The following is a 26,398-nucleotide window of genomic DNA, read 5'->3' as shown; positions in this document are numbered from 1 at the left end:
TCCACATTCCGATTGGGACGTGGCTGGGTGAAACCGTCGATCAGTTCGTTGTTGTTGTCGTCGCGCCAGAGACAATTATGGCAGCAGCGGTACTAGCCGCAGATGTGGCCAAAGTAGAAGTCGTGGTCAAAGCACCAACGGTTTGCCCCTGAGTCGTTTCAGCACCGGTGGTTCCGGAAACCAGTATGTTCAGTGGGATATTTTGAGCGTGTCCAGCAGTCGATGCCATTGTTGCTGCGACGACGATTAATGCTGTGATTAGGGGCGTTTTCATGCCTACGGCTCCTCCAAGTGAGAGAGGAAAAGTTATGCCGAATTTGACAAAAACTCAATCTGAAGCGCCAAAAGTCTGAGCAACTGGTTAACGCGAGATCGCGCCGGAGTGTGCGGTTATTCTTTCAAAAGGCGTGTTCTTACGTAGCCAATATCTGGTCCAGCCCATTGCCGCGATTGCCATACTGTAGATTGACGCTCATCAACCCAGAAGTCATAACTTTTGACCGCGCCGCCCCATTTGCAGGCCAATCGCACATGGCGGCTTTTGATCTGCCTCTCGAAAATATCGATGACTTCATACCCGACCAACTGGGATGTGCATATCTGATCAATGGCCTTGGTACTGTTTTCACCGGTGATGGTGTACAGGACATGACGACCAGACACTGGCGCGCGCGCAGACAATGCCGCGACCATTGTTTTCACCAAGGTCGAGTCGACATCGTTTCCTAAACCACGGGTCGCAATCAGGACGCCACCGCGCAACACGATCTGCGCGTCGTCAGCAGACCGCCAAACCCGCACGGCACCTCGCGTAGAGTCCGGGCGATCCGAAAACGGGGCTAAAACAGCGACACGTCCAGATCGCTCAAGTGTTACTTCCAATGTTGGCGTCGTCAAAGCGGCGATCCATTTTTGGCCAAACTCCGGTACATTTTCAGGCGTTGGAGGCGGTTTGCGGAACTGGTCAACGATTGTTTGTGCTCCCCGAGACTGGGCGTATGGCGCGTCGCTGCCACCAGAACATCCAAACAGAGTGGATGCCAAACACAGCACGCAAGCTCGACAAATTGAGGTCATTGCCACACACGCCCCCAATCATTCGCCACGTCCACCAAATGACCAGACCGGATCTGCTCATACAGGCGGTCATTCACGTTCAGCCGCGCGCCGCCATCCCGCTGGATCGGCCTGATCGCGGCGCTGACCGCACGGCGCGTTGGCTCGCGGACAAACCAACTGACCGGCACAGTGAACGTTATTCCTTTGTCAAAAGAGCCTTCACCAAAGTCTTCTGCCGACACATCCGTCAGTGTGAAAAAGCCACCAACTCGCCACCCATTGGCAAATTGTCGTTCCACGGTAACCGTTGCACCGAAATCACCGGCCAGATATCGCCCAGCATCAATCTGAGCGTGATACCCATTCCCAAAGTCGTAATAGCCCTACAAATGGCCCGTTGCGACTTCATAATCCTGAAACCCGAAGCCCTGATCAAAATCTCGCTGCTTGACGTAGTTAAGTTCCATTCCAACCGCGAGGCGACTGTTGACGGGCTTCCACAAAAGTTCACATGAAATGCCCCCGAACATCTGCTCAAGATATCCTAAGCTGATACGCCCATAAGTGGTTGGCACGACCTTCCATTGTCTCCACAAGACCAAATGTTCCAACGACGTGTCTGTGGCCTGCGCGTAGAGCAATGCGTCGGTGCGCACGCGCGGCAAGACCGAGTCTGATGACCGCGAAGCGTCTGCGATGTTGCCAACAAGACGGTGGCGCACTTCGCCAAAGACTTGCCACCCAGCAGCAAATCGATACTGCGCCATCGCAGAAATACCCAGATCTGCACGCACGGGCCTATCAGGATCGAAAAAGCTGGGCCGAATGTAGGGACCAACTGCCCACCTGAAATTCGGATAAAAGCCCTCGACCTGCGCAGTCAGTCCTTGGGACGCCGGATCAGCATCCGAGACCACGGTACGGGACAACAACATCGCACTGGCATCAGGCTGAAACTCAAGCGTCTCGAGATCGCGCCGTGACAGTGAGATCTTGGACAATGGGATGTCATTTGCGACCAACACAATGTCAAAGGTCTCAATCGAAGGTGGCAGAACCCGCGCCATTGCCCGTGCTACACGCCCAGTCAGAATTGCTAAGTTATCAAACCGGTCGCTGGATGCCCGCACTTCGGCACTGGTGGTTGTGACACTGACGCTGTGCAGTCGGATGCCATCCAGGACCAATTCTGACCCCAAAGCATCTCGGATCAGCGCCGGTGCGTTTTGAACAGCGACCCATCCCTGATCATAGGCCACCGGGTTGGACAACCGTTTCGGGCGTTCAATTATGGGACGCGGACCAGCAAGCCTGTATGGGACAGGAGGGATTTTCGGATTAACCTGCAGTTGCAGGTTCACCCCTATTTCTGAACCATAAAGCCAATACCCACCGACCCGGAGCGCGGAACTGACCTGATATTCAATTCCGAAATTGAATCGGGATCGTTTGGAAAAAACTGCGCGCGAGGTTTCCGCAGTATATGCATCTGTTGAGTATTCAGCCTTCAGACTTAGTCTGTCATTCACCCCCCATTCCAAACCGCCAAATGGCGAGATTGCCCCACGAAACCACTGATCGACAGAGAATTCTCTACCCGGATCACCTGGTACAAATTGAGGACGATCCGCCCCAAAAGGCGAGCCAATCGAGCCCGCACTGCCTAAGCGTCCCCAGCCCAGTCCCACCGTCGCCTTGAGTTCCCCGCCAAAGCGAAATGCTCGCTCAAAAGTTTTGGTGCCGACGACGTATTCTCCCGCGTATATGCCGGTGCCTGCGAGGTCCTGCAAGCCAATCGAGATAGCCGGCGCAATGCGACCTTCTCTGACAAGCAAATAGCGGAAGTCAAAGCTTCGATCCCCTAGGTGTCGAACCCATCCGAATTCCAGTTCTGAATGCCAACGTATCGAAACGTGACGGTAACTCGAGGTGAAAACTGGAAGCTGAAGTTTGTCCGAGTCTGCCCGCCAAAACTGGATACGCCAATGGCAATTTGTCCGTTGGGCAGCACATTTGCGTCCGGCATGTCTATCAATCCGGGGACACCATAGAAGTTGAGCGCGGGCGTTGAAGACGGGCTTGCAGACAATGTCCGCTCACGTGCCATCACTTCAGGTGCAAGGGTGCAAGCCACGAGGCAAAAGTGGACTGTCTTCAGGTGCGCTGACAAAACGTTCCACACTGTGAGGCGTCTTCTTTGCGATGCACCGTTGCGCATCAAGAACATTCAACCCTCAAACGTCGTGAACGCTGAGCTTTCTCAGGCACAGAAACCGCGCAGCCCGGTCCATGTTTGCCTTTGGGAGGGGCGATCCCGTCTTCCACCACCTCTCCAATCCCTTCGACCCAATGACATGCATTCGCGCGCGCGCCAGCTTCATCCTCGTTAGCAAGGGCCCACCGCAAGGCGCGAAGGGCCGCCGCGACTTCGAACTCAATCAATCTGGCCTCGATTGCGGTGAAAATCCTGGGATGGGACGTGACAGCGCGCCTTCCATTCACGGTGAGTTCTTCTTGCAGTTTCTCACCACGTCGCAGTCCGATGAACTTCAGTTGAATATCGCCGGTCAGATTGTCCTCATCGCGCACACTATAGCCCGCACTGTGGATCACCCGGCGCGCCAGGGCTTCAATCTTCACTGGTTCACCCATATCTAGAACGAAGACCTCGCCTCCCAGCGCCATGGAACCGGCGTGCAGTACGAGGTGAACAGCTTCTTGTACGGTCATGAAGAACCGCGAAACGTCGGGATGCGTCACAGTCACTGGCCCGCCGCGGCGCACTTGATCGCGAAACAACGGCAAAACCGACCCTGACGAGCCCAAGACATTGCCAAATCTGACGATCGAAAAAACAGGCCCATTTTGCTTTGACAGACGCCGCGAAACATCTTGCACGATCAGTTCACAAAAACGCTTGGACGCGCCCATGACGTTGATTGGGCGCACAGCTTTGTCGGACGAAATGAGGACAAACCGTTCGACACCGGTGGCGACGGCCTGATTTACCAGTATCTGTGTACCAACGACATTGTTTTGCAACCCGGCAAGTGGGTTCAGTTCGACCAGTGGAACATGTTTGTAGGCGGCCGCGTGCAGGACAACTTGGACCGCATGATTACAAAGCGTATTCCGAATTTTGCGTTCATCCGTCACCGACCCAAGCACCGGAACAACTTCGATATTGGTCCCAACGGCCTCACGATCAATGGTCTGATGCACCAGATAAAGTGCGGCTTCGCTGAGCTCAAAGAGAATGATCTTTCGCGGCCTGCAGGCAAGTACTTGGCGACTAAGTTCAGACCCAATGGAACCGCCAGCCCCAGAGATGAGCACAACACGATCCGCATACGACTCTGCCCCTTCCAAGCGGGATGGAAACCCGCTTCGACCCAGCAATTGAGATGCGTCATCAGGGTGACTTTCGTCTTCCTTCGCAGAGGGGTGAAAAAGACCCACATTGGCAGAGTCCTTGTTGCGTCTGAGCGCAACAAAGACAGCTCGGAAACGATTGCTTTGGACAACGTGTGCTATCGCAGTAAAAAAAGAAAATGCGGCGGGTGACAGAAATTTGGCTAGTCTGATCATCGCGCCCTCTTTGACCCACACCCCGACAATTCCGTCGTAGAGTGCCGTGCCATTTGTTCGAATTCTGTGGGCGATCTGGAGTGCCCAATTACACCCCAATCATTGCGCGCTCTTGCTTAAATCTGCGTTAAACGGGCTGCCATTTTTGATCTTCCCCCATTTGCCGGCAAACGTTGAGCAGAATGCGGGCGTACAGAACGGAAAAGGTCGACCGCGGTTTCCACACCCAGTCGAAAGTCAAAGGCAATGGTCTGATGACGTTGATAGATCAGATCAATACGAGCCTTGCGGGGCACACAAATACGGGCGTAGACAGCGTCAGTCTGCTGAGACGTGCGGCACCGAGACAACAAGCGCGCCTCGTGTTTGTGAAAACGCAATGTCGCAAGACCAGTGACACCTGGGCGCATCTTTAGGACACGCGCATATAGATTTGGAAACCGCTCTACATATTCACGCAAAGGCGGTCGCGGGCCGACGAAGCTGATGTCGCCTTTGAGGATGTTCCATAGCTGTGGCAGCTCATCCAGACGACTTGCGCGCAGCTTTACCCCAAGCGGGGTTATGCGCCCTGCTTTATTGCCCCCAGACACCCCGGCATCGGATGCAACCACAGTCATTGTCCGAAACTTCCACAATCCAAAGCTTTGCTGCGGCGTTTTCATGCGCTCTGCTACGTAAAACACGGGGCCATCTTGCACGCGCCAGATGCGCCATGCGACAAACGCCATCAGTGGAACCAGAAGGATAAGCAAGAGCGCTGCAAAAATCACATCCAACGTCCGCTTGCCTAGTGTCATCTAGCTCTGCCTGTTCTGCCAATCCTCAACGATGCCCATCGGAGTACTGTCCGAGGACTTAAATTCCGTGAACATACGCAACCGCGTCGTATCAAGGTTAACAGATGGTATCGTTGCGGCGGCTGCAGGTTTGGGCCGCCACTCCAAACGCGCCGCATCAAGCAAGGCGCCCATTTGAATGCAACCGGGCGCAGCCACATTCAGAAGAGGTGGCAATGCAGTTGCCTCAGACAGCTGCAAGAGCGTGCGAGCCAGCGCATTTGGGCCGATGTAACTGCGACAAGGCGTGCTGCCATCTGGTAGTTGATCAAGCCGGAAACCGGGAACCCAGCCTGCCAGAATGGCATCCGCACCCGCCACGTTACCAAGGCGCAAGACAGTATTGGGATGCGGGTGTTGGGCCGCTGCACTTTCCATCACAAGTTTGGCTTTGCCATATTCAGAGTTGGGCGCCGTGGGACCATCCTCAGTGCATACACCCGCCGTAACGCCGTAAACTGCTGCACTGGATAGCAAAATGACGCGCCCAGCGGAAACATCTTGTGCTGCATCGAGCGTTCGCACCGCAATGTCTGTGTTCATGTGCAGTGGCTGAGCACTGGCATTCGTAACCCCAGCCATACAAATAACTGCATCCGCATCGCGAAGGGCCACGCGTAAGGCGGCCGTGTCATGAATGTCTACGTCAGCGCGGGCGAACCACCGGGCCTTTCGCGGGAACAGTGGCCGTAACAAACGAGCAAGCTTGCCACCCGCCCCAAGAATGACCAGATCCACGACCTAGGGTACCGTCATGCGGATGTCTTTGGGTACAAGTGCGTTGATCTGCCGGATGTGCTCGGGCAGGCAAACGGACAGAAAATCGTAGTTTTCGACCACATGCTGTCTAGCTGCAGGTCCAAGATGCGCAAAATCGCCCGGACGATCCAACACCTCGGCCACTTGCTCGGCCAGCGCTTCGTGATTGAAGAAGTCTACCAGCAAACCGGTTTTCCCGTGCTCCATCACCTCACGTACCGGGGCGACGTCACTGGCAACAATTGTCGCCTCCATCGACATGGATTCAAGCAATGACCAGGACACAACAAAGGGCATGGTCAGGTAAATGTGGCATGTGCTGATCTGGATGATCTGCTGGTAATTTGCATAGGGCACCTGCCCCAGAAAATGCAGGCGATCCCAATCCAGCATATGTCCAACCTCGGCTTCCATCTGCCCACGCAGACCGCCGGGGTGTTTGGATTTGCCACCATAGGAAGTCTCATTCCCCCCAATAACCAGAACGCGGGCGTTTGGGCGTGCTTTTTGGATCAAAGGCAAGGCGCGCATGAACTGGTGAAACCCGCGCGTGGTTTCGAGGTTGCGTGCCATGAACGTGACCACCTCGTCAGATGCGGTCAACGGACGATTTATCCGCCCCAGTGACACGCTCGCCTTTGGGTCAGGCAACAGTTTGTCCGTCCGAATGCCGTCATGGCAGACATAAATTTTGTCATGGAAACTGGGTGGAAAGCGGTTTCGTTGCCACCACGTCGGACTGTGAGCGACATCGACAACCTCAATATTCACTAAGGGTACGACATTGTTGCCATGCATGATGTAGGACGCGTGATCAGATACCACATCGTTTGGATCAAACCCGACAGGACCACCGCGCACCGAGTAGAAGTACTCGAAAAAGCCAATCATCGGCGTCTCGGGCAGCACCTCACGGAAAAAGCTCATCTCGCCCCAGCCGACATGACCGATAACGATGTCGGGAACAAAACCGCCTGACAAAATCTCGCGCAGGGCCGTAACCGCGCCGAACCCGTTGCCTGCCGCCGTTTCCCAGGTTTTAGAGAGGCCATAGGCATCTTTGGACGCCTTATGATGCGATTTGTAGCGAACAGTGCGCACACCTGGGATATCCGGGACCTTTTCCCGCTGAGTCAAAAAGACAATCTCGTGTTCGCCTTGCGCAGCCAACCATTGGACCAGCTCGCGGTACTGGCCCGGCATGTTCTGGTGCACAAAAAGCAGTTTCATCAGGACCTCACAACCTTGCCCGCGTACAGTGTTCGATCACAGCCCGCACAATCAAGGCGACGCAGACCATATGGCAGCAGTACCGCGTTTTTCTTGCCCCGGGCTTAACCCGAACGTCGCCCGGTAACTTTTTGAGAAGTGGGAGAGAGAGCGAAACCCGCAGGCAACACAAATATCCGTCACACTCAACGAGGTTTGGCGCAGCAATCCACGCGCTTTTTCGAGACGAAGTTTGAGATAGTAGCGTTTTGGCGGCATATTCAGATGCTTGGCAAACAGACGTTCAAGCTGGCGCGTACTGATCGACACGAGGGCAGCGATTTCCTCCGGGCGCAGCGGGTCTTCGAGGTTATTTTCCATGATCTGCAGAGCCATTCCCAGCTTGCCGTGAGCCAAATCCGGGCGGGCACGTCGGGACAATCTCTGGCCATGTGTCGCTCCGCGTGGATCAGTATAGACCATCTGGTCGGCAACCCACGTGGCCAGATCGACTCCGTAGTCCCCCTTGATCCGCGCCAGCATCATATCCATGGATGCCGCCCCTCCGGCGGTCGTGAACACACGACCATCAATAGAAAAGAGACTGTTCTCGATAATCACATCCGGCAACAATTCGACCAATGCATCATAGTATTGCCAATGGGTCGTCACCCGCTTGCCCCCCAACAATCCAGCCAATGCCAGTGTGTAGGTGCCCGAGGAAAGCGCCCCAAAATCCATACCCTTGCGGGTTTCGCGCCTCAGCCAGTTAAGGACGGCCCGCGTGCTGCCGATCGCGGCATCATCGCCCGCGCACACGACCAGCGTTTCGTGGCGATCAAGCGGCGGTAACGCATCATCAACGGCGCATGTCACACCATTATAGGCCGGAACCGGCGCGCCTGTTTCGCCGACAATCCGCCAACTGTAGAAAGTTTGCCCGGACGGGTGCAGGTTAGCGAGGCTCAGTGCCTCAAGCGCGCAGGAAAAACCCAGTAGCGAATAGCCCGGGATCAGCAGAAAAACATAGGCCTTAGGTGTTGACCCGTCAGGCAGCAAGGGCGACGTCCAAAAGATCGCGCACTTGTCGGGCGTAAGGTTCATTCACCAGCCGGGCCAGTTCCTCGCCATTCTTCATCACCAGAAGAGTCGAACGGCGTTCGACCTTGAGCCGTTCGGTCAATTGCGATTGGCCAAAGGTGTCCCAATCCACATCAATGAATGTAAGCCGCCCATAGGCCGGGTTTTCGGCGATTGCCTCGGCGATCAGGTCCGCCTTGATCTGACAGGTCAGCGACCAACTGGCGCGGTAATTCAGGATCACCACTTGTTGCGTTTCGCGCAGCGTATTCCAAATCGCGGGCGAAAAGGTTTCTGCGGGGTAGGCAAAAGCACATGGTGCAGTCAGTGCGGCAACTGACGAAAACAAAAAAGTACGACGGTGCACTGGCGACGCTTTCTCAAATCAAAATAATGGAGCAAAGGATATTGCGCATGTCTCAACGCGCAAGAGGGCATCCATCATGTTTTCTGGGCGCGTGACAATTGCACCGCAAGAATGCCTGCAGCGATCACGGCCACACCGATCACATCGCGGAGCCCCAAACTTTCGCCAAGAAGGGCAGCAGCAACAGCGACTCCAAAGAACGGATTGAGAAAGTGGAACGTCGCCGCTTTGGTCGGCCCGATCCGTGCGACCAGCGCAAACCATATCCATGTGGCCAGCAATCCAGGCGCCAAGGTCGTGTAGGCAAAAGCCGCAATCAATTCAGGCGTAAGATCGACCCGTATCGTTTCGGTCAGTGCTGAGGCCACAGCCAGCACAATCGCACCTACAAACATCTGCAGACCAACCACCATCATCAGGTTGCCCCCCGCCGACATGGTGCGCATCGAAAGAGTCGCAATGGTCAAAGCAATTGTGGCGATCAGGCATAGCGCGACGCCATACATGTCCACTCCTGCCTCCATCCGCGCCGACATGATCAGAGCAACGCCCGCGATGCCGAGGATCAGCCCGATGATGCCCAGCGCCGGCAGACGATCACGAAATACGATCCATCCAGCAAAGGCCACCAACAGCGGCATAAGCGAGGCGATGATTGAAGCCAGCGACGCTTCGACCGTCTGCATCGCATAGAAATTGAGGCCAAGGTAAATCGCGTTCTGGCAGACGCCAAAGATAATTGTCGCCCGCCACTGATCCCGCGTCAGCCGCCACGACTGGCCAAGCAGTCGCGCGATGCCCACGCCAATCAGCCCGGAAACAAAAAAACGCAGAGCCAGAGACGCCAAAGGCGAGGCATCGGCCACAATGATCCGCGCCGACGTAAAGGCCGAAGACCAGATTAGGGCAAAGGTCAGCCCCATCAGTAACGCGCGAATGTCCATGAGCCTGCCCCTTCTTGCGCGGACGTTCGGGGAAATACGGCGGGGATGCAAGACGCGTCATCACGCGCCTTTGTGATGAATGTGATCATCAAGCCGTGCACATAGGAACTGTGGAGCCGGGAGGTACATCAATGCAGTTCAATCGCCGTCAGTTTACAGGTTTGGCAATGTCCACGGCCGCGCTGCCACGGGCAGCCCTTGCTCAGGATTTAACCCCAGAGGCGGCACAGCGCGCCGCTTTGTATGGAACATCATCCGAGTTCAACGACGCGATGTCCTACATTGGAGCGCGCGGCGATTTGGACATGGTCGCAGGTCTGCTTTTGTCATTGCGCTTTTCCCGCGCGCGCGGGCTGGTCATAGGAGAGACCCTCGAGGCACTCACAGGTGAGGATCATGGCAACGATTGGTTTGAATGGATGCTTTGGCAGGAATCGAACCCACAAATCGTGCCCCATGCCAGTTACCCCGCCTTCGCACGGGAAATGTATCTGCGGATCGACCCCAACTTTGACGAATTCCTGCGCACTGAACACATCGGTCAAGACCGCACGCAAATCCGGCTGGAAGAGGTCACATGGGGCGGTGTCCTAAAGGACGGCATCCCGTCGCTCGACAACCCGGACCTTATCCCGGCTGGGGATGCGGAGTATCTGCGTGGCGACGATCTGGTGTTTGGTGTGTCGATCAACGGGGACGCCCGAGCCTACCCCCTTCGGATCATGGGGTGGCACGAGATGTTCAATGAAGTGATCGGGGGCGTGCCTGTGGCGTTGGCCTATTGCACGTTGTGCGGATCGGGCATCTTGTTTGAAACGAATGTGGCCGGGCGGTCTGAACCGTTCATTTTTGGGTCTTCCGGGTTCCTTTACCGCTCGAACAAGCTGATGTTTGATCGGGGCACAAACAGCCTTTGGAACCAGTACACCGGTGAACCGGTCATCGGGCCGCTTGCAGACAGTGGGATCGTCCTGAAACAGCGTCCCATTGTGATCACCTCATGGGACAAGTGGAAGGCATCGAACCCGAGCACCAAAGTTCTTTCAGTCAACACCGGACATCGGCGCAACTATGGATCAGGCGTGGTCTATAACGAATATTTCGCCTCGCCCGATCTGATGTTCCCCGCGCAAGTCGATCAGAAATCGCATGCACAGAAAGACTATGTCTTCGCCATCCGGCAATTCGGTGCCGCACGGGCCTGGCCGCTGGACGCCTTTGACGGCATGCCCGTGATCAATGACGGCATTAGCGACACACCATTGTTGCTGGTGGGTGACGCCGATGCACGCAGTGTGCGGGCCTATGAGCGAGGCGCGCGAACATTCACGCCTGCCGCAGGGCGGATCAAGGATCAGGACGGTGTCGAATGGAGCGTCACTGAAAGCGCCGTAGTTGGCCCGGACGGTACGCGCTTGCCGCGTGTGGCGGGGCATATCTCTTACTGGTTTGCGTGGGACAACTATATGGGTGACACCGCCACCGTGTACGAAGGTTGATCGGACATCAAAAAAGGGCCGCCCTTGGGCGACCCTTTCATCAGTCTGAAAGCTGACTTAGCCGTTCACGCTATCTTTCAGCGCTTTGGCGATTGTCATTTTGACAACCTTGTCCGCGTCCTTCTTGAATTGCTCGCCGGTGGCTGGGTTGCGCACCATACGCTCGGGGCGTTCGCGGCAGTAGATTTTGCCAACACCGGGAAGAGTCACGGCACCGCCGCCGGATACTTCCTTGGTGATCAGGCCGCACATTGCGTCGAGTGCAGCGCCTGCAGATTTCTTGTCAGTGCCCATTTCCTCGGCCAGTGCGGCGACGAGTTGGGTTTTGGTCATTGGTTTTGCCATTTTCTGGTCTCCTTCGTCTGCCCGACAATTAGGGCCTCCTACCGGATTTGTAACGGTATGTTGTAGGAAAACACAACGAATAGTGGCCTGTTGCAAGGGAAAAACCGCTATTTTTCGCAGTTTTCAGCCCATTAAAGGAAGGCTGTCTCGTCAAACGCACGCAATTTCCGGCTGTGGATGCGTTCCAGCGGCATTTCGCGGAGCTGTTCCATGGCCCGGATTCCGATCATCAAGTGGCGCGCGACCTGCTCTTTGTAGAAGTTTGAGGCCATACCTGGGAGCTTCAACTCACCATGCAGCGGCTTGTCCGAAACACACAACAGTGTGCCATAGGGCACCCGGAACCGATATCCATTGGCAGCAATCGTCGCGCTTTCCATATCAAGCGCAATGGCACGAGATTGGCTGAGGCGTTGAACGGGGCCATGCTGGTCGCGCAATTCCCAGTTTCGATCGTCATAGCTCGCCACTGTTCCGGTCCGCATAATCCGCTTCAGTTCATACCCTTCCAGCTGGGTCGTTTGAGCGACCGCCTGTTCCAGTGCGATCTGGATTTCCGCCAGAGCCGGGATCGGCACCCAAGGGGGCAGGTCCGTGTCCAGCACGTTGTCTTCACGCAGGTAGGCGTGCGCCAGAACAAAGTCCCCTAAAGCCTGGCTATTGCGCAGCCCAGCGCAGTGCCCGACCATGATCCATGCGTGAGGACGCAAGACGGCTATGTGATCTGTCGCAGTCTTGGCGTTGGATGGACCGACGCCGATATTGACCAGAGTGATGCCAGACCCATCCTCACGCTTGAGGTGGTATGTCGGCATTTGCGGCATCTTCGGACTTGCGGCCAGGGGTTGGTCGCCTGCCGTGATCTCGGCATTGCCGGTTGATACAAAGGATGTGTAGCCACTGTCCGGATCATCAAGCTGCGTGCGCGCATAGGCTTCGAATTCGGACACATAGAACTGGTAGTTCGTGAACAGCACGTGATTCTGAAAATGATCTGCATCCGTTGCCGTATAGTGAGCAAGGCGCGCCAGCGAGTAGTCAATGCGCTGCGCCGTGAAGGGTGCAAGCGGGTGGATCCCGCTGACGGGTTCGTGCGTGCCATTGACGATGTCATCATTGGTGTTGCTGAGGTCAGGCACATCAAACACATCGCGCAGTGGAAAGGCCGCTGCCCCCTGTTGCGGAACAGTAATGTTTGGATCGTTGGCGACCGCAAAATGAACAGGCATCGGCGTGTCTGAGTATCCGATTTCAACGGGCTGGTCATGGTTGGCAATCAAAAGGCCAATCTGCTGTTCGAGATAGTTGTTGAATAAATCGGGGCGAGTGACGGTTGTTGAGTAGACGCCAGGATCAGCGACATGCCCAAAACTCAGCCGCGTATCCACGCGTGCATAGGACGATGTGGTGAACCGGATTTCGGGATAGTACGCCCTGATCCGGCCCTCTGGCGCGCCGTGTTCCATGGCACGCTGGAACTGTCCGCTGAGAAACTGGATCGCGTCTTCGTAAAGGTCGCACAAATGAGCAACGGCCGCCGCCGCATCGTGGAATTCGGAGTGGCCGTGTTCGGCCTGTTCTAAGGTTTTCATGTTGTTGGCTCGAGTATAGGTATGAATTCAAAGGTGCGCACATCGACCAATCCTAGGTCTGAGATGCGCAATTCGGGGATAACGACAAGTGCAAGCAACGAGTGCTGCATGTAGGCGTTGTTGAGTGTACAGCCGCAGTCCACCATGGCCTGCACCATCTTGTCGGCTTTGGCCGCCACTTCGCGCGCAGGGCTGTCGGACATCAGGCCCGCAATGGGCAGTTCGACTAGGGCCATTTCTGCGCCATCGCGCCAGATGGTAATTCCGCCGCCGACTTCTGCCAGCCGGTTCACAGCCAGCGCCATCTGCTCGCGATCGGTGCCGACGACAATCATATGGTGGCTGTCATGCGCGACAGTCGACGCCATCGCCATGCGCCCCTCGTAATTGAACCCAGCGACCAGCGCGTTCGTGACACCACCGTTTGCTTGATGCCGTTCGATCAGCGAAATCTGACAGGTGTCGCCATGGCTTTCGACCTTGCCATCGCTGACGGGCATGTCCCGTTTCAGGGCTTTGGTAGGCGCTTGGTTTTCGACCACACCGATGACGTTGGCAGTCACCGAATTACGACCCTCAGGCGCTTTTATCTCAAAGTCGACGGCGGTCTTGAATGGCCCCATATGTACAGTTTGACGTGCTGCATCAGGCCAGACCAAGTGCGGGCAAGTCACCGTCAGCGCGCCGTCCATGGCCACTGTTTGACCCCGCGCAATCACCTGTTCAATCGGAAGAGTGGTCAGATCTGACGTCAGGATCACATCCGCCCTTCGTCCCGGGGTCAGCGATCCAATCTCGCGCTCCAAACCAAAGTGTGTCGCCGTGTTGATCGTCGCCATCTGCAAGGCGACCAATGGATCGCACCCGCAAGCAATGGCGTGGCGCACGACGCGGTTCATGTGGCCTTCGTTAACCAGTGTGCCGGAATGGCAGTCATCCGTGCACAGGATCATGTTGCGCGGGTCGAGGCCTTTTTCCGTGATCGCGGTGATCTGTGTTTCGACATCATACCACGCACTCCCCAGACGGATCATAGACCGCATCCCCTGCCGCATCCGCGCAATTGCGTCGGCCTCGACGGTGCCTTCGTGATCATCTGCCGGGCCACCGGCGACATAAGCCGCAAAATCAGGACCCAGATCAGGCGAAGCATAGTGCCCCCCCACAGTCTTGCCCGCGCGTTGTGTCGCTGCAACTTCGGCCAGCATTTGCGGGTCACCTGCCGCCATGCCGGGAAAATTCATCATCTCGCCCAGACCAATGATGCCCGGCCATGCCATGGCCTCGGCCACATCATCAGCGCTGATCTCGTAGCCAGTCGTCTCCATCCCCGGTGCGGACGGCGCGCAGGAAGGCATCTGTGTCCAGATGTTAACCGGCTGCATCAGAGCCTCGTCATGCATCAACCGCACGCCCTTGAGGCCCAACACGTTAGCGATCTCATGCGGATCGGTGAACATCGACGTGGTGCCATGTGGGATCACGGCGGCTGCGAATTCTGCAGGGGTTAGCATGCCGCTTTCGATATGCATGTGCCCGTCACACAGGCCAGGGACCATGTAGCGCCCGTTTGCTTCGATCACTTCTGTATCGGGGCCTGTGCAATAGCCGGCATCGGGCACCACACACGCGATACGCCCATGTTTGATGGCAATGTCATGGTCCGGCAACGCCTCTCGGGTGTGCACGTTCACCCATATGCCGCCCCGAATAACGGTGTCAGCCGGACAGCGGCCAGCGGCAACATCAACAAGATCGGGGGCGGTGTCGGGCCACGAAGGGAAGGGCGTGTGTTCCATGTCCCGTTGGATCAAGATTTTTGACCAGACGCAAGGGGGGGGTGGCCATGTCGTCAAAGCTTCATTTCTTTGCCGTTTTTGGTTGAACGGTCGGACAGGCAAGGCAAAGGTGCAATCATGGATTACGGCAGCATAGATGCAGATACCTTCGGACGTGGACTGCGGGGAATCGGCCTGAACCTTTTGGTGCGGGATGTGGCTGTCGAGGTTGCATTTTTGCAGACCGTGTTCGGGATGCGCGCGCACCAGCCAACCGCAGACTTCGCCATCATGACCTATGGGGATCAGGTGTTTCAGTTGCACAGCGATGGGACTTATCACTCCAACCCGCTGCTTGGGCTTCTTCCGGAAAACCCTCCGCGCGGCGGTGGGATTGAAATCAGGCTGTACGATACGGATCCGGAAGAGGCCTGTGCACTGGCTGAGATGGCAGGTGGAACGATCCTGCAAGAACCAACCGACAAACCCCACGGACTACGGGAGGCATATATCCTTTGCGAGAACGGGTATGCTTGGGTGCCGTCGCGTGGGAAAGACGTTTGACGTTCTCTGCTCAGCAACTCGCAAATGATTGGTTGGAATCTTCTGATGTCTGATGTCATCCAACGCACCATTGACCTCATACTTTGGACGCCTCCGGGGATGGAGGGCACAGACGCGCGGTATTACATGTTTCACCGCCTCGGACCTTGGGTTGCAGGCTTTACTCATGGTTTGTGGGCAATTACTTTTGCGTTGAATGGCGTAACCGTGATGGCCTACTACAACATCGCCGTAACTCTTTTGTTCGTTTTGTACGGATATCTTTGGCCGCGTCGCCAGGGTCCCATGTGGTATATCCTCCTTCTCTATTTTGGTGAAATACCGCTGCACGCTTTGCTTGGGACGCTTCATGCAGGAGTAGGAGCAATGTTTTGGCTCTTCCCTCTTGTACCTGCGATCGTATGCTTGGTTACGCCACAGTTTTCATGGGTGCGCAAAACGCTGATCTGCTCGGCACTCGTTGCTTGTGCCATCTCTATTGGAGTAGTCGCGATCACATCGCAGCCATGGGTGATTATGCCCGAAATGTCCGTGATCTTCCTATTTGTCGTAAATACAATCAGCGTTAGTTCGGCATTCATCTTATACTTAGGGATCAACCAGCATCTGGTTGAAACCGCAGAGGCGGGTTTAAAACGCGAATATGAACGTGCCGAGAACTTGCTGCACAATATTTTGCCCTCGCCGATTGCACTTCGTCTGAAAAACGGGGAACGCGTCATTGCGAATGATCATCTAGAGGTGTCGGTAATTTTTTCTGATATCGCAGACTTCACTGCCGCCAGCGCAAAGCTTTCACCTAGAGAGTTAGTCGAGTCACTGAACCTGATTTTCACTGAGTTCGACATTTTGGCAGACAGATTTGGCGCAGAGAAAATCAAGACGATTGGTGATGCCTACATGGTTGTTGTGGGAGTCCCGGAAGACAAACGGAACCATGCGGAAATCGCCATAGAGCTTGCCACAGAAATGCTTGTCGCCGCAAAATCCATCAGTTCTCGCACACATTTCGACATCAATTTGAGAGTCGGCATCAATTCGGGACCTGTTGTGGCTGGGGTCATCGGGAAACGAAAGTTCGCTTATGACCTTTGGGGCGATGCGGTGAATCTGGCGTCGCGCATGGAAAGCCAAGGCACACCGGGTCAGATCATTGTCACAGAAAATACTGCAAAGCTGTTGACCAGCCGTTTCAAAGTGACCTCGGAGGGAATTCGCGACATCAAGGGTAAAGGCGAAATCCCAATTTTTAGCGTGCAATCCAACCTCTAGAAGATGTTCAGGCCTAGTGCTTCTGATTTGGGATACTGCAAGTCATCGCCGGCTGCGAGAACGCGCAATCGAAACTTCCGATTGCTACCAAATGCGCCGGATCAGCTGATGGTTCTAGCAATATGAAATGTCGTATCTGGAACAGCCTTTGGAGTTGAAGTGCGACCCGCACTTCATGCAACCTACAAGCAAAGCTGTAGGGAGCCAAACGCCATGACCGTCACCAATATCCGCCCCAATATGGACCACTGGCAGGAGCGCGTTGACCTTGCCGCCGCCTTCCGCTGGACCGTACGCCTGAACATGCACGAAGCAGTGGCCAACCATTTTTCTCTCGCGATAAATGACGATGGCACCAAATTCCTGATGAACCCCAACCAGATGCACTTTTCCCGCATCAAGGCGTCTGACCTGATCGTCGTAGATGCAAATGACCCGGCATCGATGGAAGGGCCCGATGCGCCCGACCCAACGGCGTGGGGGCTGCACGGCGGTATGCACAAGTTCTGCGCCCACGCGCGCTGTGCGATGCATGTGCACTCGCCATACGCGACAGCCCTTGCGGCGCTTGCCGACAGCACCCTCCCCCCCGTCGATCAGAACGGGTGCATGTTCTTTGACCGCGTTGTGGTAGACGAAAACTATGGAGGGCTAGCATTCGAGGAAGAGGGCGAGCGCTGTGCCACGCTGATGGATGACCCCAAAAAGAAAGTCATGGTGATGGGCAATCATGGCATCATGGTTCTGGGTGATACTGTCGCCGATACCTTCAACCGGATGTTCTATTTCGAGCGGGCCTGCCAGACCTATCTTCTGGCGCTGCAAACCGGCAAACCCTTGCGCATGATCCCCAGCGACATCGCCGAAAAGACCGCTCAGGAGATTGAGGAATACCCTGAACAGGACGAACGTCACCTCAACGAACTCAAGGCGATCCTCGACGAAGAAGGGTCAAACTATGCCAGCTGACCTCGATATGGCCGAAGCAGATCGGGCAACCGATGTTGATCCGGCCGAGGTCAAAGAAGCCGGGCGCTGGAACCACCGCCCCCCGACACCCATCGCGCAGAACCCGCTGTTCCAATGGCCGCCTAGGCCTGCTGCGATTCTCAGATGGTATGCGGCTTTCTGGTTCGAAATTTCGACCACAACTCTGTGCCTTGTGTTGGCGTTGGGTGCGTATTTCCTGATCCTGCCGCCGCTTGAAGCGATGCAGACGTTTCAACCCGGATGGATGATGCGCGTTTGGTTGGCAAACCTTGTGCCGCAATGCCTGATCGCAGGTGCACTGCACTGCTGGTTGATCACGTCCAAAGGCCAAAGTGACAAAACCAAGTTCGACCCGCGCGACCAGAACCGCAACAACGGGTCCTTCACCTTTAACAATCAGGTGCTGGATAATATGTTCTGGCATATCGCCAGCGGCATCACACTGTGGAGCGCGGCGCAGATCGGCGTGTTCTGGATGATGGCGAACGGCTTTGCTCCATCAATGCTGTTCCCGGACAATCCGGTCTGGTTCATCGCGGCCTTCGTTCTGATTCCGATCTGGTCCAGTTTTCACTTTTACTGGGTACACCGCGCGCTGCATTGGCCACCGCTGTACAAGCTGGCGCACGCCTTACACCATCGCAATGTAAACGTTGGCCCCTGGTCCGGCATAGCTATGCACCCGGTCGAACATCTGTTGTTTTACACCAATTTCGCCATTCACCTTGTGGTTCCATCCCACCCACTGCACGTGATGTTTCATGGTTACGTCCAGTCGACGCACCCTGTCTTTTCCCATTCGGGCTTTGAAGAATTGGTGGTAAAGGACAACAACCAGCTGCACATGGGTGTCTTCTTTCACCAGCTGCATCACCGCTATTTCGAGTGCAACTATGGCACTGTCGAGATGCCATGGGATCGCTGGTTCGGCAGCTATCACGATGGCACTGGCCGCGCGACGGAAGAGGCCCGGGCGCGTAAGAAGCAAATGTACACTTAATGCGCCATCAAAGTGCGCCCGCAGCGTTAGACTTTGCGGAAGGTCAGCAACAGCGATGTGTCGCCAGCGTTCGGACCAGTTGATGCAGGCCCGTAGATTGGGACTTTGGTTTCGCTGAAATCTATGATCCGCGCTTGCAATTCATCTATTTTGGCGGCGAACCCTGCGGCGCCGTAGTGCCGCGCGTTGACGGCCAAAACAATCCAGCCACCGGGACGGACGGAGTCCAGCACCGTATCAATCCCCTGTGGACCGACATGCCCGTGGGTAAATGTGCCCGAGCTCACCGCACCTTGATAGAGGCCCTCTGGAAGGGTAAGCCCAGCCAGCAGGTCGCCCTTGAACAAGTTCCGGTATGCGCCTTTTCCGGCTGCGACCTTCAGCATGTCCGGCGATATGTCTGTACCATCCACCGGACCAATCCCGCGCTCGCGCAACGCCTCACCGCATAATCCTGTCCCCGCACCGACATCCAGCACAGGCCCGAACCCGCCCATCAGCACATAATGGCGCGCGACCTCAAGGTGCAGGACATAGTCCGTCGCCTTTGCAAAGGTCTCGTCATAAGTCTCTGCCCATTTTCGATACAGTCGCACCGAGTCTTCGGGCGTCTTTAGGGTGTAGGCGATGTTGGCGCTCAGTTCTTCACTCATATCACCAATTAGGCAAAGGGCGGACACTGTTGGCAAGGGGCTTGTCGAATGCTGCGTCAGTTGGCACCTATGGACCATGACCAAAACGCTTCTTTCCTTCGGCCACGGGTTTTCGGCGCGCGCGTTGACCAATCTGCTTTTGCCACAAGGATGGCGGATCATTGGGACCACGCGCAGTGCGGAAAAGGCCGAGGCTCTGGCAGCCTCAGGTATAGAACCCGCGATTTTTCCCGGCTCTGATGTCGGTGCGGCCATTGCCGAAGCCACGCACCTGTTGATTTCCGCCGGACCGGACGCCGAAGGAGACCCTGTGTTGCGCGACGTCGGGGCACAGATCGCGGCGCACGCAACTTCGTTTGAATGGGTAGGGTACCTGTCTACCACAGGCGTTTATGGCGACCACCAAGGCGGTTGGGTCGACGAAAACGCCGCACTGACCCCGGCAACCAAACGTGGGCTTTGGCGGGTCGACGCCGAAGCCGAATGGGCGGCCATCCCGGGCCTGCCCCTGCATATCTTTCGACTGGCTGGCATTTACGGACCTGCCCGTGGTCCCTTTGCAAAGGTGCGCAGCGGCACTGCACGTCGGATCATAAAGGATGGGCAGGTCTTTTCACGGATCCATGTGGACGACATCGCCCAAGTGATCGCCGCATCCATCGCCCAACCCAATCCGGGGGGCATATACAATGTGTGCGACAATGACCCCGCCCCACCACAGGACGTGATCGGGCACACCGCCGAACTTCTGGGCCTGCCCCTGCCCCCCGCTCTGGATTTCGAGACAGCGGACATGACCCCCATGGCACGCAGTTTCTATGCCGAAAGCAAGCGGGTCAGAAATGATCGGATCAAGGACGAGCTGGGGGTAAAACTACTTTATCCAACTTATCGCGAAGGATTGGCCGCCTTGCTGGCACAAGAAACGGATTAGGCCGCCATGCGCGCGCCCTTAACCCGGCATATGGCAGCGCCAAGCAGGCCAAAGACAACCAGGAGACCCAGCGCCGTTCCCGCGTTCACGGCATAAAACATCGCCCGTTCTGGCAATTCCATGTTGTTAAGGAAGGGATAAGGCAGGCCGCTGGTCACGCTGCCCGTGGGTCGTTCATTGAACCGTTGCACAAAGAATTCGGCCCACGCAACATAGGCCGCGATGATCACCATCAGGGGCAATACTGCCCGCCACACCCGGCGAAACACGGCCGCAATGAACAATGCATCGATGATCTGCAACACAGGCCCGAGTCCATGCAGGTAGTATTCCAGCCACCACACAATCGGGTCGCCATTGTTCACCAGCGCCGGGTCCGTCAGGTAAAGCCGCCAATAAAGGAAAACGACCATGACGTTCAGCACAGCCGCGCACATCGCCGTCACCTCGTGGGACCTGGTGATCCGCCCTTCGGTGCGCGCAAGCATCCTGCTGGCCGAGAAGAAGGACAGGAACAGCGCCCATATCGTTAGGTAGCGAAATGGACCGCCCGGCCCAGTCCACTGACCGAACAGCATCTGGTACAGACAGTATCCTGCGGCCAAGACAAAAACGATCCAGCGGTAGTAAAGGACAGGGCGACTTTGGATATCCATCGTCTCAGCGTGGCGCAACTTGCGCACGCACGCAAGAGTCAGGCGCGTGCTTCTCCGAGAGACGCGATACCAAGCACACTCAGCACCTTGGTCTCGATCTGTTCAGCGTTCATGCCCGCAGCGGCGTACATATCCGCCGGGCTGGATTGATCGATGAATGTGTCTGGCAGTACCATCGAGCGGAACTTGAGCCCTTGGTCGAACACTCCCTCGTCCGCCAATAGCTGTGCGACATGACTGCCAAAACCGCCCACTGCACCCTCTTCGATGGTGATCAGGGCATCATGGGTGCTGGCTAGTTCAAGGATCAGTTCGCAGTCCAGCGGTTTTGCAAATCGCGCATCGGCCACAGTCGGCGTTATCCCCTTGGCGGTCAGGTTTTCGGCGGCCTTTTCAACCTCTGACAAGCGGGTGCCAAAGCTAAGGATCGCCACGCCTTTTCCTTCGCGGATCATGCGCCCTTTGCCAATCTCGATCGGAGTTCCGCGTTCCGGCATCTCGACGCCCGTCCCTTCGCCACGGGGAAAGCGGAAGGCGATTGGGCCATCGTCATGCGCTGCGGCTGTTGCAACCATATGTGCAAGCTCTGCCTCATCCGCTGCTGCCATCACGACGAAACCCGGCAGATTGGAGAGATACGCAACGTCGAACGCCCCGGCATGGGTTGCCCCATCCGCCCCCACAAGCCCAGCGCGGTCGATGGCAAAGCGCACAGGCAGACGTTGGATAGCCACATCATGCACCACCTGATCATAACCGCGCTGCAGAAACGTCGAATACATAGCGCAAAACGGTTTCATCCCACCGGCCGCAAGGGCCGCGGAGAACGTCACGCCATGCTGCTCGGCAATCCCAACGTCAAAACAACGGCTCGGATAGCGTTCAGCAAACAGGTTCAGGCCAGTACCATCCGGCATGGCCGCCGTTACCGCACAGATTTTGTCATCGGCCTTCGCTTCTTTGATCAGATGTTCCGCGAACACCTTCGTGTAACTGGGCGCGTTCGAAGGCGTCTTTTTCTGCGCCCCTGTGAGCACGTCGAACTTGGCCGTAGCGTGGCCTTTGTCCCGTGCCGTTTCGGCCGGGGCATATCCCTTGCCCTTTTTTGTCAGCACATGGATCAGGATGGGGCCTGTTGCGCGTTCTTTGACTGTGCGCAGAACGGGTAGCAGTTGGTCCATGTCATGCCCGTCCATGGGGCCAAGGTAACTGAACCCCAACTCTTCAAACAACGTACCGCCCACGGCCATGCCCTTGAGCATTTCCTTGGCTCGCTTCGCCCCTTCTCGGAAGGGTTCGGGCAGCATGCTGACCGCTCCTTTGGCCGCCGCCTTTAATTCATGGAACGGGTTCTGAGCATAGAGGCGGGACAGGTAGGACGACATCGCGCCAACGGGCGGTGCAATCGACATCTCGTTATCGTTCAGGATCACGACCAAGCGTTTGCCGAGGTGGCCCGCGTTGTTCATCGCCTCGTAGGCCATGCCCGCGCTCATCGACCCGTCGCCAATCACAGCGATCGCATCGCCTGTGCCCTCAGGCGGGGTACCACCCAAATCACGGGCAACGGCGAATCCAAGTGCGGCACTGATCGATGTGGATGAATGCGCAGCGCCAAACGGGTCGTAGGGCGACTCCGATCGTTTAGTGAACCCGCTCAGGCCATCCTTCATCCGAAGAGTACGGATACGGTCGCGCCGTTCGGTCAGGATTTTGTGGGGGTAACACTGGTGGCCCACATCCCAGATCAGTTTGTCCCGTGGGGTGTCGAAAACGGCGTGCAACGCAACGGTTAATTCAACAACGCCGAGGCCTGCGCCGAGGTGCCCGCCCGTCATAGACACGGCAGACACGGTTTCGGCCCGCACTTCGTCTGCGATCTGGCGCAGCTGGGAGTCTGAGAACTGTTTCAGATCAGCAGGGCGTTGAACCGTATCCAGCAGCGGGGTTTTGGGGGCGTCAGTCATGTTTGTCTTTCACGTCTTACGGGTCACAACAAAGCGGGCGGCGTCCCGCAATATGTCTGCGTTCCCCTCATATACACTTAAGGCATCACAGGCTTCCGTCACCAGCGCATCTGCGCGGCGTTTCGCCTCGTCTAGGCCCAGTAGGGAAACAAACGTGGCTTTGCCTGCGTCTGCGTCCTTGCCTGTCGCCTTGCCCATTGTTGCAGCATCGCTGGTCACGTCCAGCACATCGTCGGCGATCTGAAACGCAAGACCAAGGGCGCGGGCATAGGATTGTAGGGGGCCAAGATCGGCCTCAGCCATGCGGGCGCCAGCGGTTGCTGACCATTCGATCAGCGCGCCGGTCTTGCCGCGCTGCAAGGTGGTGATTTCGTCGAGTTTAAGCGGGTCGGAGGCAGTTTCGGCAGCGATGTCGAGTGCTTGTCCGAGAACCATGCCTTGTGCACCGGACGCGCGTGCCAGTGAAAGTGCGAGATCAGCCCGCACGTCACCAGAGCCGACAAGCGGGTGGCTGACCAATTCAAAGGCCAGCGTTTGCAGCGCGTCCCCGGCCAGAACCGCCGTTGCCTCGTCCCATTTGACGTGGACTGTGGGCGCACCGCGCCGCAGGTCGTCATCGTCCATGCAGGGCAGATCATCATGCACAAGCGAATAGGCGTGCAAGGCCTCGATCCCGGTTGCGGGCCAGATGGCCGTGTTTGGGTCGATCCCATGCAATCGCGCGCTTTCCAGCACCATGAAGCCGCGCAGACGTTTGCCACCAAGCGTTGCATGCGCCATGGCGTGGATCACCGGCAGATCACCCAGTCCCGCAAGGACAGCGTCAAACTGCGCCTGAATGGCACGGCCCGCCTCGGTTAGGTGCTCTTGGAACACGACTTAGAGGTCGCTAACCGGTTTCAGACCTGTGGGATTTCCGTCGCCGTCGAGTGTGATGGCGGCAACCTTCTCTTCGGCCTCTTTCAGCTTGGTCTCGCACCGCGCCTTCAGGGCCGCGCCACGTTCATAAAGCGTGATGGAAGCATCCAGCGCCACGTCACCGCGTTCCAGCTGGCCCAGAACCTGTTCCAATTCGGCCATCGCCTCTTCAAAGCTCATCTCGTCTACGGGGCGGTCTGTCATTGTGCGGCCTTCATCAGCGATTGGACATGGGCGCGGGCACACAGCGCCAGCGCGTCGAGATCATAGCCGCCTTCCAACACCGATACCACCCGGCGTTCGCACAGGGTTTGTGCAGTTTTTGTGAGCATATCGGTGAGAGTGGAATAGGTATCTACGGACCAGTTGAGCTGCGCCAGCGGATCGTCCTGATGGGCGTCGAACCCGGCGGAGATCAAGATCAATTCGGGTTGATGCTTGATCAGTGCAGGCAAGACCAGCCGTTCATATTCTGCAATGGCGTGCGCTCCATCGGTTCCGGGGGCCAGTGGGATGTTGAGAACCGTCCCGTGCGGGCCGCGATCAGAGGCCTCGCCCGTGCCAGGCCAAAGCGGCATTTGCTGGGATGTCACCACAAGCGCACGCGGGTCGTCCTGCAACAAAGCCTGAGTCCCGTTACCGTGATGTACGTCAAAGTCGACAACCGCGACCCGGCTGAGCCCATGCACCTCAAGCGCATGTTTGGCAGCGATTGCGACATTGCCAAAGATGCAGAAGCCCATGGGCAGTTTCTGTTCTGCGTGGTGTCCGGGTGGACGCATGGCGACGAAGGCATTGGTCACCTCATCGTCCAGCACCATATCCACAGCTTTTATCGCGCCGCCCGCTGCGCGCCAGATGGCGCTCTCGGAAGTGGGCGACAAAAAGGTTTCGGCATCCGTTTCGCGGTCCAACCCTGCAAAGCCGTCTGTCGGCATCTTGGATCGGACAAAATCGATATAGCTTTGAGGGTGGCACAGAGCGATGGAGGCGTCGCTGGCCAAAGGCGGATCAACACGCACCACATCGAGATCCTCGAGCGCACGCTGTATGTAGGCAAGCCGCGCGACCTGTTCGGGCATCCCGGTCGGGGTGACATGCAACAAACCGTCGGCATGGGTCAGAAGAGCGGTTGTCATGGCTTAATCCGGCGCCAGCATGTAGCCCGCCCCGCGCACAGTTTGGAGGTAGCGGGGTTGCTTGGGGTCGGTTTCGATTTTGCGGCGCAGGCGGGTGATCTGCACATCGACGGCCCGTTCTTGCGCCTGTCCTCGGTCACGGCCCAGATCCTCGACCAGTTGGGCGCGGCTGATGGCTTCGCCGGGCTGGGCCGAAAACAGCTTCATCAACTGCATCTCAGTGGCGGTCAGGCGCACAAGGTCCGAACCCAGCCACATCTCACCGCGTTCCATGTCGTAGCGGATGGGGCCGAGTGTCAGGATCTTTGGCGTCGCCTCGGCCTCGTCCATTTCCGGAACCCGGCGCAGGATGGCGTTTATGCGCAGCAGCAACTCTTTGGGTTCAAAAGGTTTGGCCAGATAATCGTCCGCCCCAGCCTCCAACCCCTCAATCCGGTTTTCGGTGTCGCCCTTGGCTGTCAGCAACAGGATCGGGGTGGCGTGGGTTTCGCGCAGGGCGCGACACAGGCTCAACCCATCCTCGCCCGGCATCATGACGTCCAGTACGATCAGATCAAAATCAAGTCCTGCCAGAATGCGTCGCGCATGTTCGGCGTCGCGCGCAGCCGTCACCAGAAACCCATTGCGCATCAGAAACTTCTGTAAAAGCGATCTGATCCGCTCGTCATCATCCACGATCAGCAGATGGGCATCGAATGTACTCATGTGCCGCTCTCCTTGAGGCGTGTGTAAGCGCGTTGCATTTCGCTGTCCATCATCGCCTCGAGGACCTGCCGGAATCCTGCCACCGCCTCCGGTCCTGCATCGCGGAACGCCGCGCGCATTCGAGCCCGTTGGGCGTCTGACAACCTTCCTTCAAGCAAGCGACCATCATCAGTGAGGTAGAGGTGGCGTTCGCGCTTATCGATGCGGCCTACGCGGCTTTCCACCAGTCCATCGGCAATCAGAGTGCGCAGGACCCGGTTCAGCGATTGCTTGGTCACCCCAAGAATGTTGAGCAGGTTGTTCACGGTCGTGCCCGGAGCACGGTTGATGAAATGGATCGCACGGTGATGGGCGCGCCCATATGCCATGTCTGTAAGGATACGGTCCGGATCAGCGGTGAACCCGCGATACGCAAAGAACATCGCTTCGATCCCCTGACGCAATTGTTCATCTGTCAGGAACAGCAGGTTTTCCCCACTGATCGCGGCACTTGGGCGTCCGTCGGCCATGCTTCCCCCCGTTTCACTCTTGGTCGTTTTGC

Annotated in this window: 26 protein-coding genes and 1 pseudogene; 6 read left to right on the top strand and 21 right to left on the bottom strand. The window is 56.9% G+C overall.

What is annotated here, in order from left to right:
- Positions 1-40: 40 nt before the first annotated feature.
- The 10 genes and pseudogenes from ABJD00_RS16380 to ABJD00_RS16335 all read right to left on the bottom strand — a co-directional run bounded on the left by ABJD00_RS16380 (position 41) and on the right by ABJD00_RS16335 (position 9,845).
- Positions 41-274, bottom strand: a complete 234-nt coding sequence (locus tag ABJD00_RS16380) for a hypothetical protein (protein WP_413832598.1) — start codon at positions 272-274, stop codon at positions 41-43.
- A 116-nt stretch (positions 275-390) separates the two neighbouring features.
- Positions 391-1,077, bottom strand: coding sequence for a YjbF family lipoprotein (locus ABJD00_RS16375; protein WP_413832596.1), 687 nt, complete (start codon positions 1,075-1,077; stop codon positions 391-393).
- Positions 1,074-3,085, bottom strand: a pseudogene (locus ABJD00_RS16370) (YjbH domain-containing protein). The gene ABJD00_RS16375 and the pseudogene ABJD00_RS16370 overlap by 4 nt, the downstream one beginning before the upstream one ends.
- 191 nt (positions 3,086-3,276) lie before the next feature.
- Positions 3,277-4,518 carry a UDP-N-acetylglucosamine 4,6-dehydratase family protein gene (locus ABJD00_RS16365; RefSeq protein WP_413853638.1) on the bottom strand — a complete coding sequence of 414 codons (1,242 nt, stop codon included), beginning with the start codon at positions 4,516-4,518 and terminating at the stop codon, positions 3,277-3,279.
- 245 nt (positions 4,519-4,763) lie between these two features.
- Positions 4,764-5,447, bottom strand: a complete 684-nt coding sequence (locus ABJD00_RS16360) for a sugar transferase (protein WP_413832592.1) — start codon at positions 5,445-5,447, stop codon at positions 4,764-4,766.
- Positions 5,448-6,224: an NAD-dependent epimerase/dehydratase family protein gene (locus ABJD00_RS16355; RefSeq protein ID WP_413832590.1), complete on the bottom strand. Its 777-nt coding sequence runs from the start codon at positions 6,222-6,224 to the stop codon at positions 5,448-5,450.
- Positions 6,225-6,227: 3 nt separating this feature from the next.
- On the bottom strand, positions 6,228-7,475 hold the full coding sequence (locus tag ABJD00_RS16350; protein WP_413832588.1) for a glycosyltransferase family 4 protein: 1,248 nt from the start codon (positions 7,473-7,475) through the stop codon (positions 6,228-6,230).
- A 51-nt stretch (positions 7,476-7,526) separates the two neighbouring features.
- Complete coding sequence (locus ABJD00_RS16345) at positions 7,527-8,558, bottom strand: GlxA family transcriptional regulator (protein WP_413832586.1); 1,032 nt, start codon at positions 8,556-8,558, stop codon at positions 7,527-7,529.
- Positions 8,503-8,901 carry a thioredoxin family protein gene (locus ABJD00_RS16340; protein ID WP_413832584.1) on the bottom strand — a complete coding sequence of 133 codons (399 nt, stop codon included), beginning with the start codon at positions 8,899-8,901 and terminating at the stop codon, positions 8,503-8,505. The genes ABJD00_RS16345 and ABJD00_RS16340 overlap by 56 nt, the downstream gene beginning before the upstream one ends.
- Positions 8,902-8,975: 74 nt before the next feature.
- Positions 8,976-9,845 carry a DMT family transporter gene (locus tag ABJD00_RS16335; RefSeq protein WP_413832582.1) on the bottom strand — a complete coding sequence of 290 codons (870 nt, stop codon included), beginning with the start codon at positions 9,843-9,845 and terminating at the stop codon, positions 8,976-8,978.
- Positions 9,846-9,976: 131 nt separating this feature from the next.
- Here ABJD00_RS16335 and ABJD00_RS16330 point away from each other — a divergent pair, with 131 nt between their 5' ends.
- Complete coding sequence (locus ABJD00_RS16330) at positions 9,977-11,344, top strand: DUF3179 domain-containing protein (RefSeq protein WP_413832580.1); 1,368 nt, start codon at positions 9,977-9,979, stop codon at positions 11,342-11,344.
- Positions 11,345-11,401: 57 nt separating this feature from the next.
- On the opposite strand, the gene ABJD00_RS16325 is transcribed toward ABJD00_RS16330, so the two are convergent.
- The 3 genes from ABJD00_RS16325 to ABJD00_RS16315 all read right to left on the bottom strand — a co-directional run bounded on the left by ABJD00_RS16325 (position 11,402) and on the right by ABJD00_RS16315 (position 15,080).
- Positions 11,402-11,689 carry an HU family DNA-binding protein gene (locus tag ABJD00_RS16325; RefSeq protein ID WP_413832578.1) on the bottom strand — a complete coding sequence of 96 codons (288 nt, stop codon included), beginning with the start codon at positions 11,687-11,689 and terminating at the stop codon, positions 11,402-11,404.
- Between the two features lie 131 nt (positions 11,690-11,820).
- Positions 11,821-13,281 carry an AMP nucleosidase gene (locus ABJD00_RS16320; RefSeq protein WP_413832576.1) on the bottom strand — a complete coding sequence of 487 codons (1,461 nt, stop codon included), beginning with the start codon at positions 13,279-13,281 and terminating at the stop codon, positions 11,821-11,823.
- Entirely contained in the window at positions 13,278-15,080 is a 1,803-nt protein-coding gene (locus ABJD00_RS16315) for an adenine deaminase (RefSeq protein WP_413832574.1), read from the bottom strand. Before ABJD00_RS16315 ends, ABJD00_RS16320 begins: the two co-directional genes overlap by 4 nt.
- A 117-nt stretch (positions 15,081-15,197) precedes the next feature.
- On the opposite strand from ABJD00_RS16315, the gene ABJD00_RS16310 reads away from it, so the two are divergent.
- From ABJD00_RS16310 to ABJD00_RS16295, 4 genes are all read left to right on the top strand, one after another.
- Positions 15,198-15,623, top strand: a complete 426-nt coding sequence (locus ABJD00_RS16310; protein ID WP_413832572.1) for a VOC family protein — start codon at positions 15,198-15,200, stop codon at positions 15,621-15,623.
- A 45-nt stretch (positions 15,624-15,668) separates the two neighbouring features.
- Positions 15,669-16,895 (top strand): adenylate/guanylate cyclase domain-containing protein, encoded by a 1,227-nt coding sequence (locus ABJD00_RS16305; RefSeq protein ID WP_413832570.1) that lies wholly within the window; start codon positions 15,669-15,671, stop codon positions 16,893-16,895.
- A gap of 213 nt (positions 16,896-17,108) precedes the next feature.
- Positions 17,109-17,864 carry a class II aldolase and adducin N-terminal domain-containing protein gene (locus ABJD00_RS16300; RefSeq protein WP_413832568.1) on the top strand — a complete coding sequence of 252 codons (756 nt, stop codon included), beginning with the start codon at positions 17,109-17,111 and terminating at the stop codon, positions 17,862-17,864.
- Complete coding sequence (locus tag ABJD00_RS16295) at positions 17,854-18,885, top strand: sterol desaturase family protein (protein WP_413832566.1); 1,032 nt, start codon at positions 17,854-17,856, stop codon at positions 18,883-18,885. The genes ABJD00_RS16300 and ABJD00_RS16295 overlap by 11 nt, the downstream gene beginning before the upstream one ends.
- Before the next feature lie 26 nt (positions 18,886-18,911).
- On the opposite strand, the gene ABJD00_RS16290 is transcribed toward ABJD00_RS16295, so the two are convergent.
- A complete protein-coding gene (locus ABJD00_RS16290; protein WP_413832564.1) occupies positions 18,912-19,538 on the bottom strand; it encodes a class I SAM-dependent DNA methyltransferase in 627 nt (208 codons plus the stop codon).
- Between the two features lie 76 nt (positions 19,539-19,614).
- On the opposite strand from ABJD00_RS16290, the gene ABJD00_RS16285 reads away from it, so the two are divergent.
- Entirely contained in the window at positions 19,615-20,472 is an 858-nt protein-coding gene (locus ABJD00_RS16285; RefSeq protein ID WP_413832562.1) for an SDR family oxidoreductase, read from the top strand.
- Here the strand turns inward: ABJD00_RS16285 and ABJD00_RS16280 are convergent.
- Genes ABJD00_RS16280 through ABJD00_RS16250 form a run of 7 tightly spaced genes read right to left on the bottom strand, consistent with a single transcriptional unit; the run spans position 20,469 to position 26,366 of the window.
- A complete protein-coding gene (locus ABJD00_RS16280) occupies positions 20,469-21,128 on the bottom strand; it encodes a hypothetical protein (protein ID WP_413832560.1) in 660 nt (219 codons plus the stop codon). The genes ABJD00_RS16285 and ABJD00_RS16280 overlap by 4 nt on opposite strands.
- A 38-nt stretch (positions 21,129-21,166) precedes the next feature.
- On the bottom strand, positions 21,167-23,095 hold the full coding sequence (dxs, locus tag ABJD00_RS16275; protein ID WP_413832558.1) for a 1-deoxy-D-xylulose-5-phosphate synthase: 1,929 nt from the start codon (positions 23,093-23,095) through the stop codon (positions 21,167-21,169).
- Between the two features lie 9 nt (positions 23,096-23,104).
- Positions 23,105-23,971 (bottom strand): polyprenyl synthetase family protein, encoded by an 867-nt coding sequence (locus ABJD00_RS16270; protein ID WP_413832556.1) that lies wholly within the window; start codon positions 23,969-23,971, stop codon positions 23,105-23,107.
- Positions 23,972-23,974: 3 nt separating this feature from the next.
- Positions 23,975-24,217, bottom strand: a complete 243-nt coding sequence (locus ABJD00_RS16265) for an exodeoxyribonuclease VII small subunit (protein WP_108836683.1) — start codon at positions 24,215-24,217, stop codon at positions 23,975-23,977.
- Positions 24,214-25,152, bottom strand: a complete 939-nt coding sequence (locus tag ABJD00_RS16260; RefSeq protein ID WP_413832554.1) for a histone deacetylase family protein — start codon at positions 25,150-25,152, stop codon at positions 24,214-24,216. The genes ABJD00_RS16265 and ABJD00_RS16260 overlap by 4 nt, the downstream gene beginning before the upstream one ends.
- 3 nt (positions 25,153-25,155) lie before the next feature.
- The gene (locus ABJD00_RS16255) at positions 25,156-25,857 is read right to left on the bottom strand and encodes a response regulator (RefSeq protein WP_413832552.1); all 702 of its coding nucleotides are present in this window, start codon (positions 25,855-25,857) and stop codon (positions 25,156-25,158) included.
- Entirely contained in the window at positions 25,854-26,366 is a 513-nt protein-coding gene (locus ABJD00_RS16250; protein ID WP_413832550.1) for a MarR family winged helix-turn-helix transcriptional regulator, read from the bottom strand. Before ABJD00_RS16250 ends, ABJD00_RS16255 begins: the two co-directional genes overlap by 4 nt.
- Positions 26,367-26,398: the final 32 nt, after the last annotated feature.

This window comes from Tateyamaria sp., assembly GCF_039945315.1.
Taxonomy (GTDB): Bacteria; Pseudomonadota; Alphaproteobacteria; order Rhodobacterales; family Rhodobacteraceae; genus Tateyamaria.
Note: the sequence above shows the minus strand (reverse complement) of the source record. Positions and strands in the feature narration are given on the sequence as shown.

Excerpts from the sequence above, each read along its gene's own strand:
- ABJD00_RS16250 (WP_413832550.1), bottom strand. The coding sequence starts at position 26,366 with ATGGCCGACGGACGCCCAAGTGCCGCGATCAGTGGGGAAAACCTGCTG.
- ABJD00_RS16310 (WP_413832572.1), top strand. The coding sequence starts at position 15,198 with ATGGATTACGGCAGCATAGATGCAGATACCTTCGGACGTGGACTGCGG.
- ABJD00_RS16265 (WP_108836683.1), bottom strand. The coding sequence starts at position 24,217 with ATGACAGACCGCCCCGTAGACGAGATGAGCTTTGAAGAGGCGATGGCC.
- ABJD00_RS16375 (WP_413832596.1), bottom strand. The coding sequence starts at position 1,077 with ATGACCTCAATTTGTCGAGCTTGCGTGCTGTGTTTGGCATCCACTCTG.
- ABJD00_RS16255 (WP_413832552.1), bottom strand. The coding sequence starts at position 25,857 with ATGAGTACATTCGATGCCCATCTGCTGATCGTGGATGATGACGAGCGG.
- dxs (WP_413832558.1), bottom strand. The coding sequence starts at position 23,095 with ATGACTGACGCCCCCAAAACCCCGCTGCTGGATACGGTTCAACGCCCT.
- ABJD00_RS16290 (WP_413832564.1), bottom strand. The coding sequence starts at position 19,538 with ATGAGTGAAGAACTGAGCGCCAACATCGCCTACACCCTAAAGACGCCC.
- ABJD00_RS16345 (WP_413832586.1), bottom strand. The coding sequence starts at position 8,558 with ATGAACCTTACGCCCGACAAGTGCGCGATCTTTTGGACGTCGCCCTTG.
- ABJD00_RS16320 (WP_413832576.1), bottom strand. The coding sequence starts at position 13,281 with ATGAAAACCTTAGAACAGGCCGAACACGGCCACTCCGAATTCCACGAT.
- ABJD00_RS16285 (WP_413832562.1), top strand. The coding sequence starts at position 19,615 with ATGACCAAAACGCTTCTTTCCTTCGGCCACGGGTTTTCGGCGCGCGCG.
- ABJD00_RS16315 (WP_413832574.1), bottom strand. The coding sequence starts at position 15,080 with ATGGAACACACGCCCTTCCCTTCGTGGCCCGACACCGCCCCCGATCTT.
- ABJD00_RS16335 (WP_413832582.1), bottom strand. The coding sequence starts at position 9,845 with ATGGACATTCGCGCGTTACTGATGGGGCTGACCTTTGCCCTAATCTGG.
- ABJD00_RS16295 (WP_413832566.1), top strand. The coding sequence starts at position 17,854 with ATGCCAGCTGACCTCGATATGGCCGAAGCAGATCGGGCAACCGATGTT.
- ABJD00_RS16350 (WP_413832588.1), bottom strand. The coding sequence starts at position 7,475 with ATGAAACTGCTTTTTGTGCACCAGAACATGCCGGGCCAGTACCGCGAG.
- ABJD00_RS16330 (WP_413832580.1), top strand. The coding sequence starts at position 9,977 with ATGCAGTTCAATCGCCGTCAGTTTACAGGTTTGGCAATGTCCACGGCC.
- ABJD00_RS16305 (WP_413832570.1), top strand. The coding sequence starts at position 15,669 with ATGTCTGATGTCATCCAACGCACCATTGACCTCATACTTTGGACGCCT.
- ABJD00_RS16325 (WP_413832578.1), bottom strand. The coding sequence starts at position 11,689 with ATGGCAAAACCAATGACCAAAACCCAACTCGTCGCCGCACTGGCCGAG.
- ABJD00_RS16380 (WP_413832598.1), bottom strand. The coding sequence starts at position 274 with ATGAAAACGCCCCTAATCACAGCATTAATCGTCGTCGCAGCAACAATG.
- ABJD00_RS16280 (WP_413832560.1), bottom strand. The coding sequence starts at position 21,128 with ATGGATATCCAAAGTCGCCCTGTCCTTTACTACCGCTGGATCGTTTTT.
- ABJD00_RS16360 (WP_413832592.1), bottom strand. The coding sequence starts at position 5,447 with ATGACACTAGGCAAGCGGACGTTGGATGTGATTTTTGCAGCGCTCTTG.
- ABJD00_RS16300 (WP_413832568.1), top strand. The coding sequence starts at position 17,109 with ATGACCGTCACCAATATCCGCCCCAATATGGACCACTGGCAGGAGCGC.
- ABJD00_RS16260 (WP_413832554.1), bottom strand. The coding sequence starts at position 25,152 with ATGACAACCGCTCTTCTGACCCATGCCGACGGTTTGTTGCATGTCACC.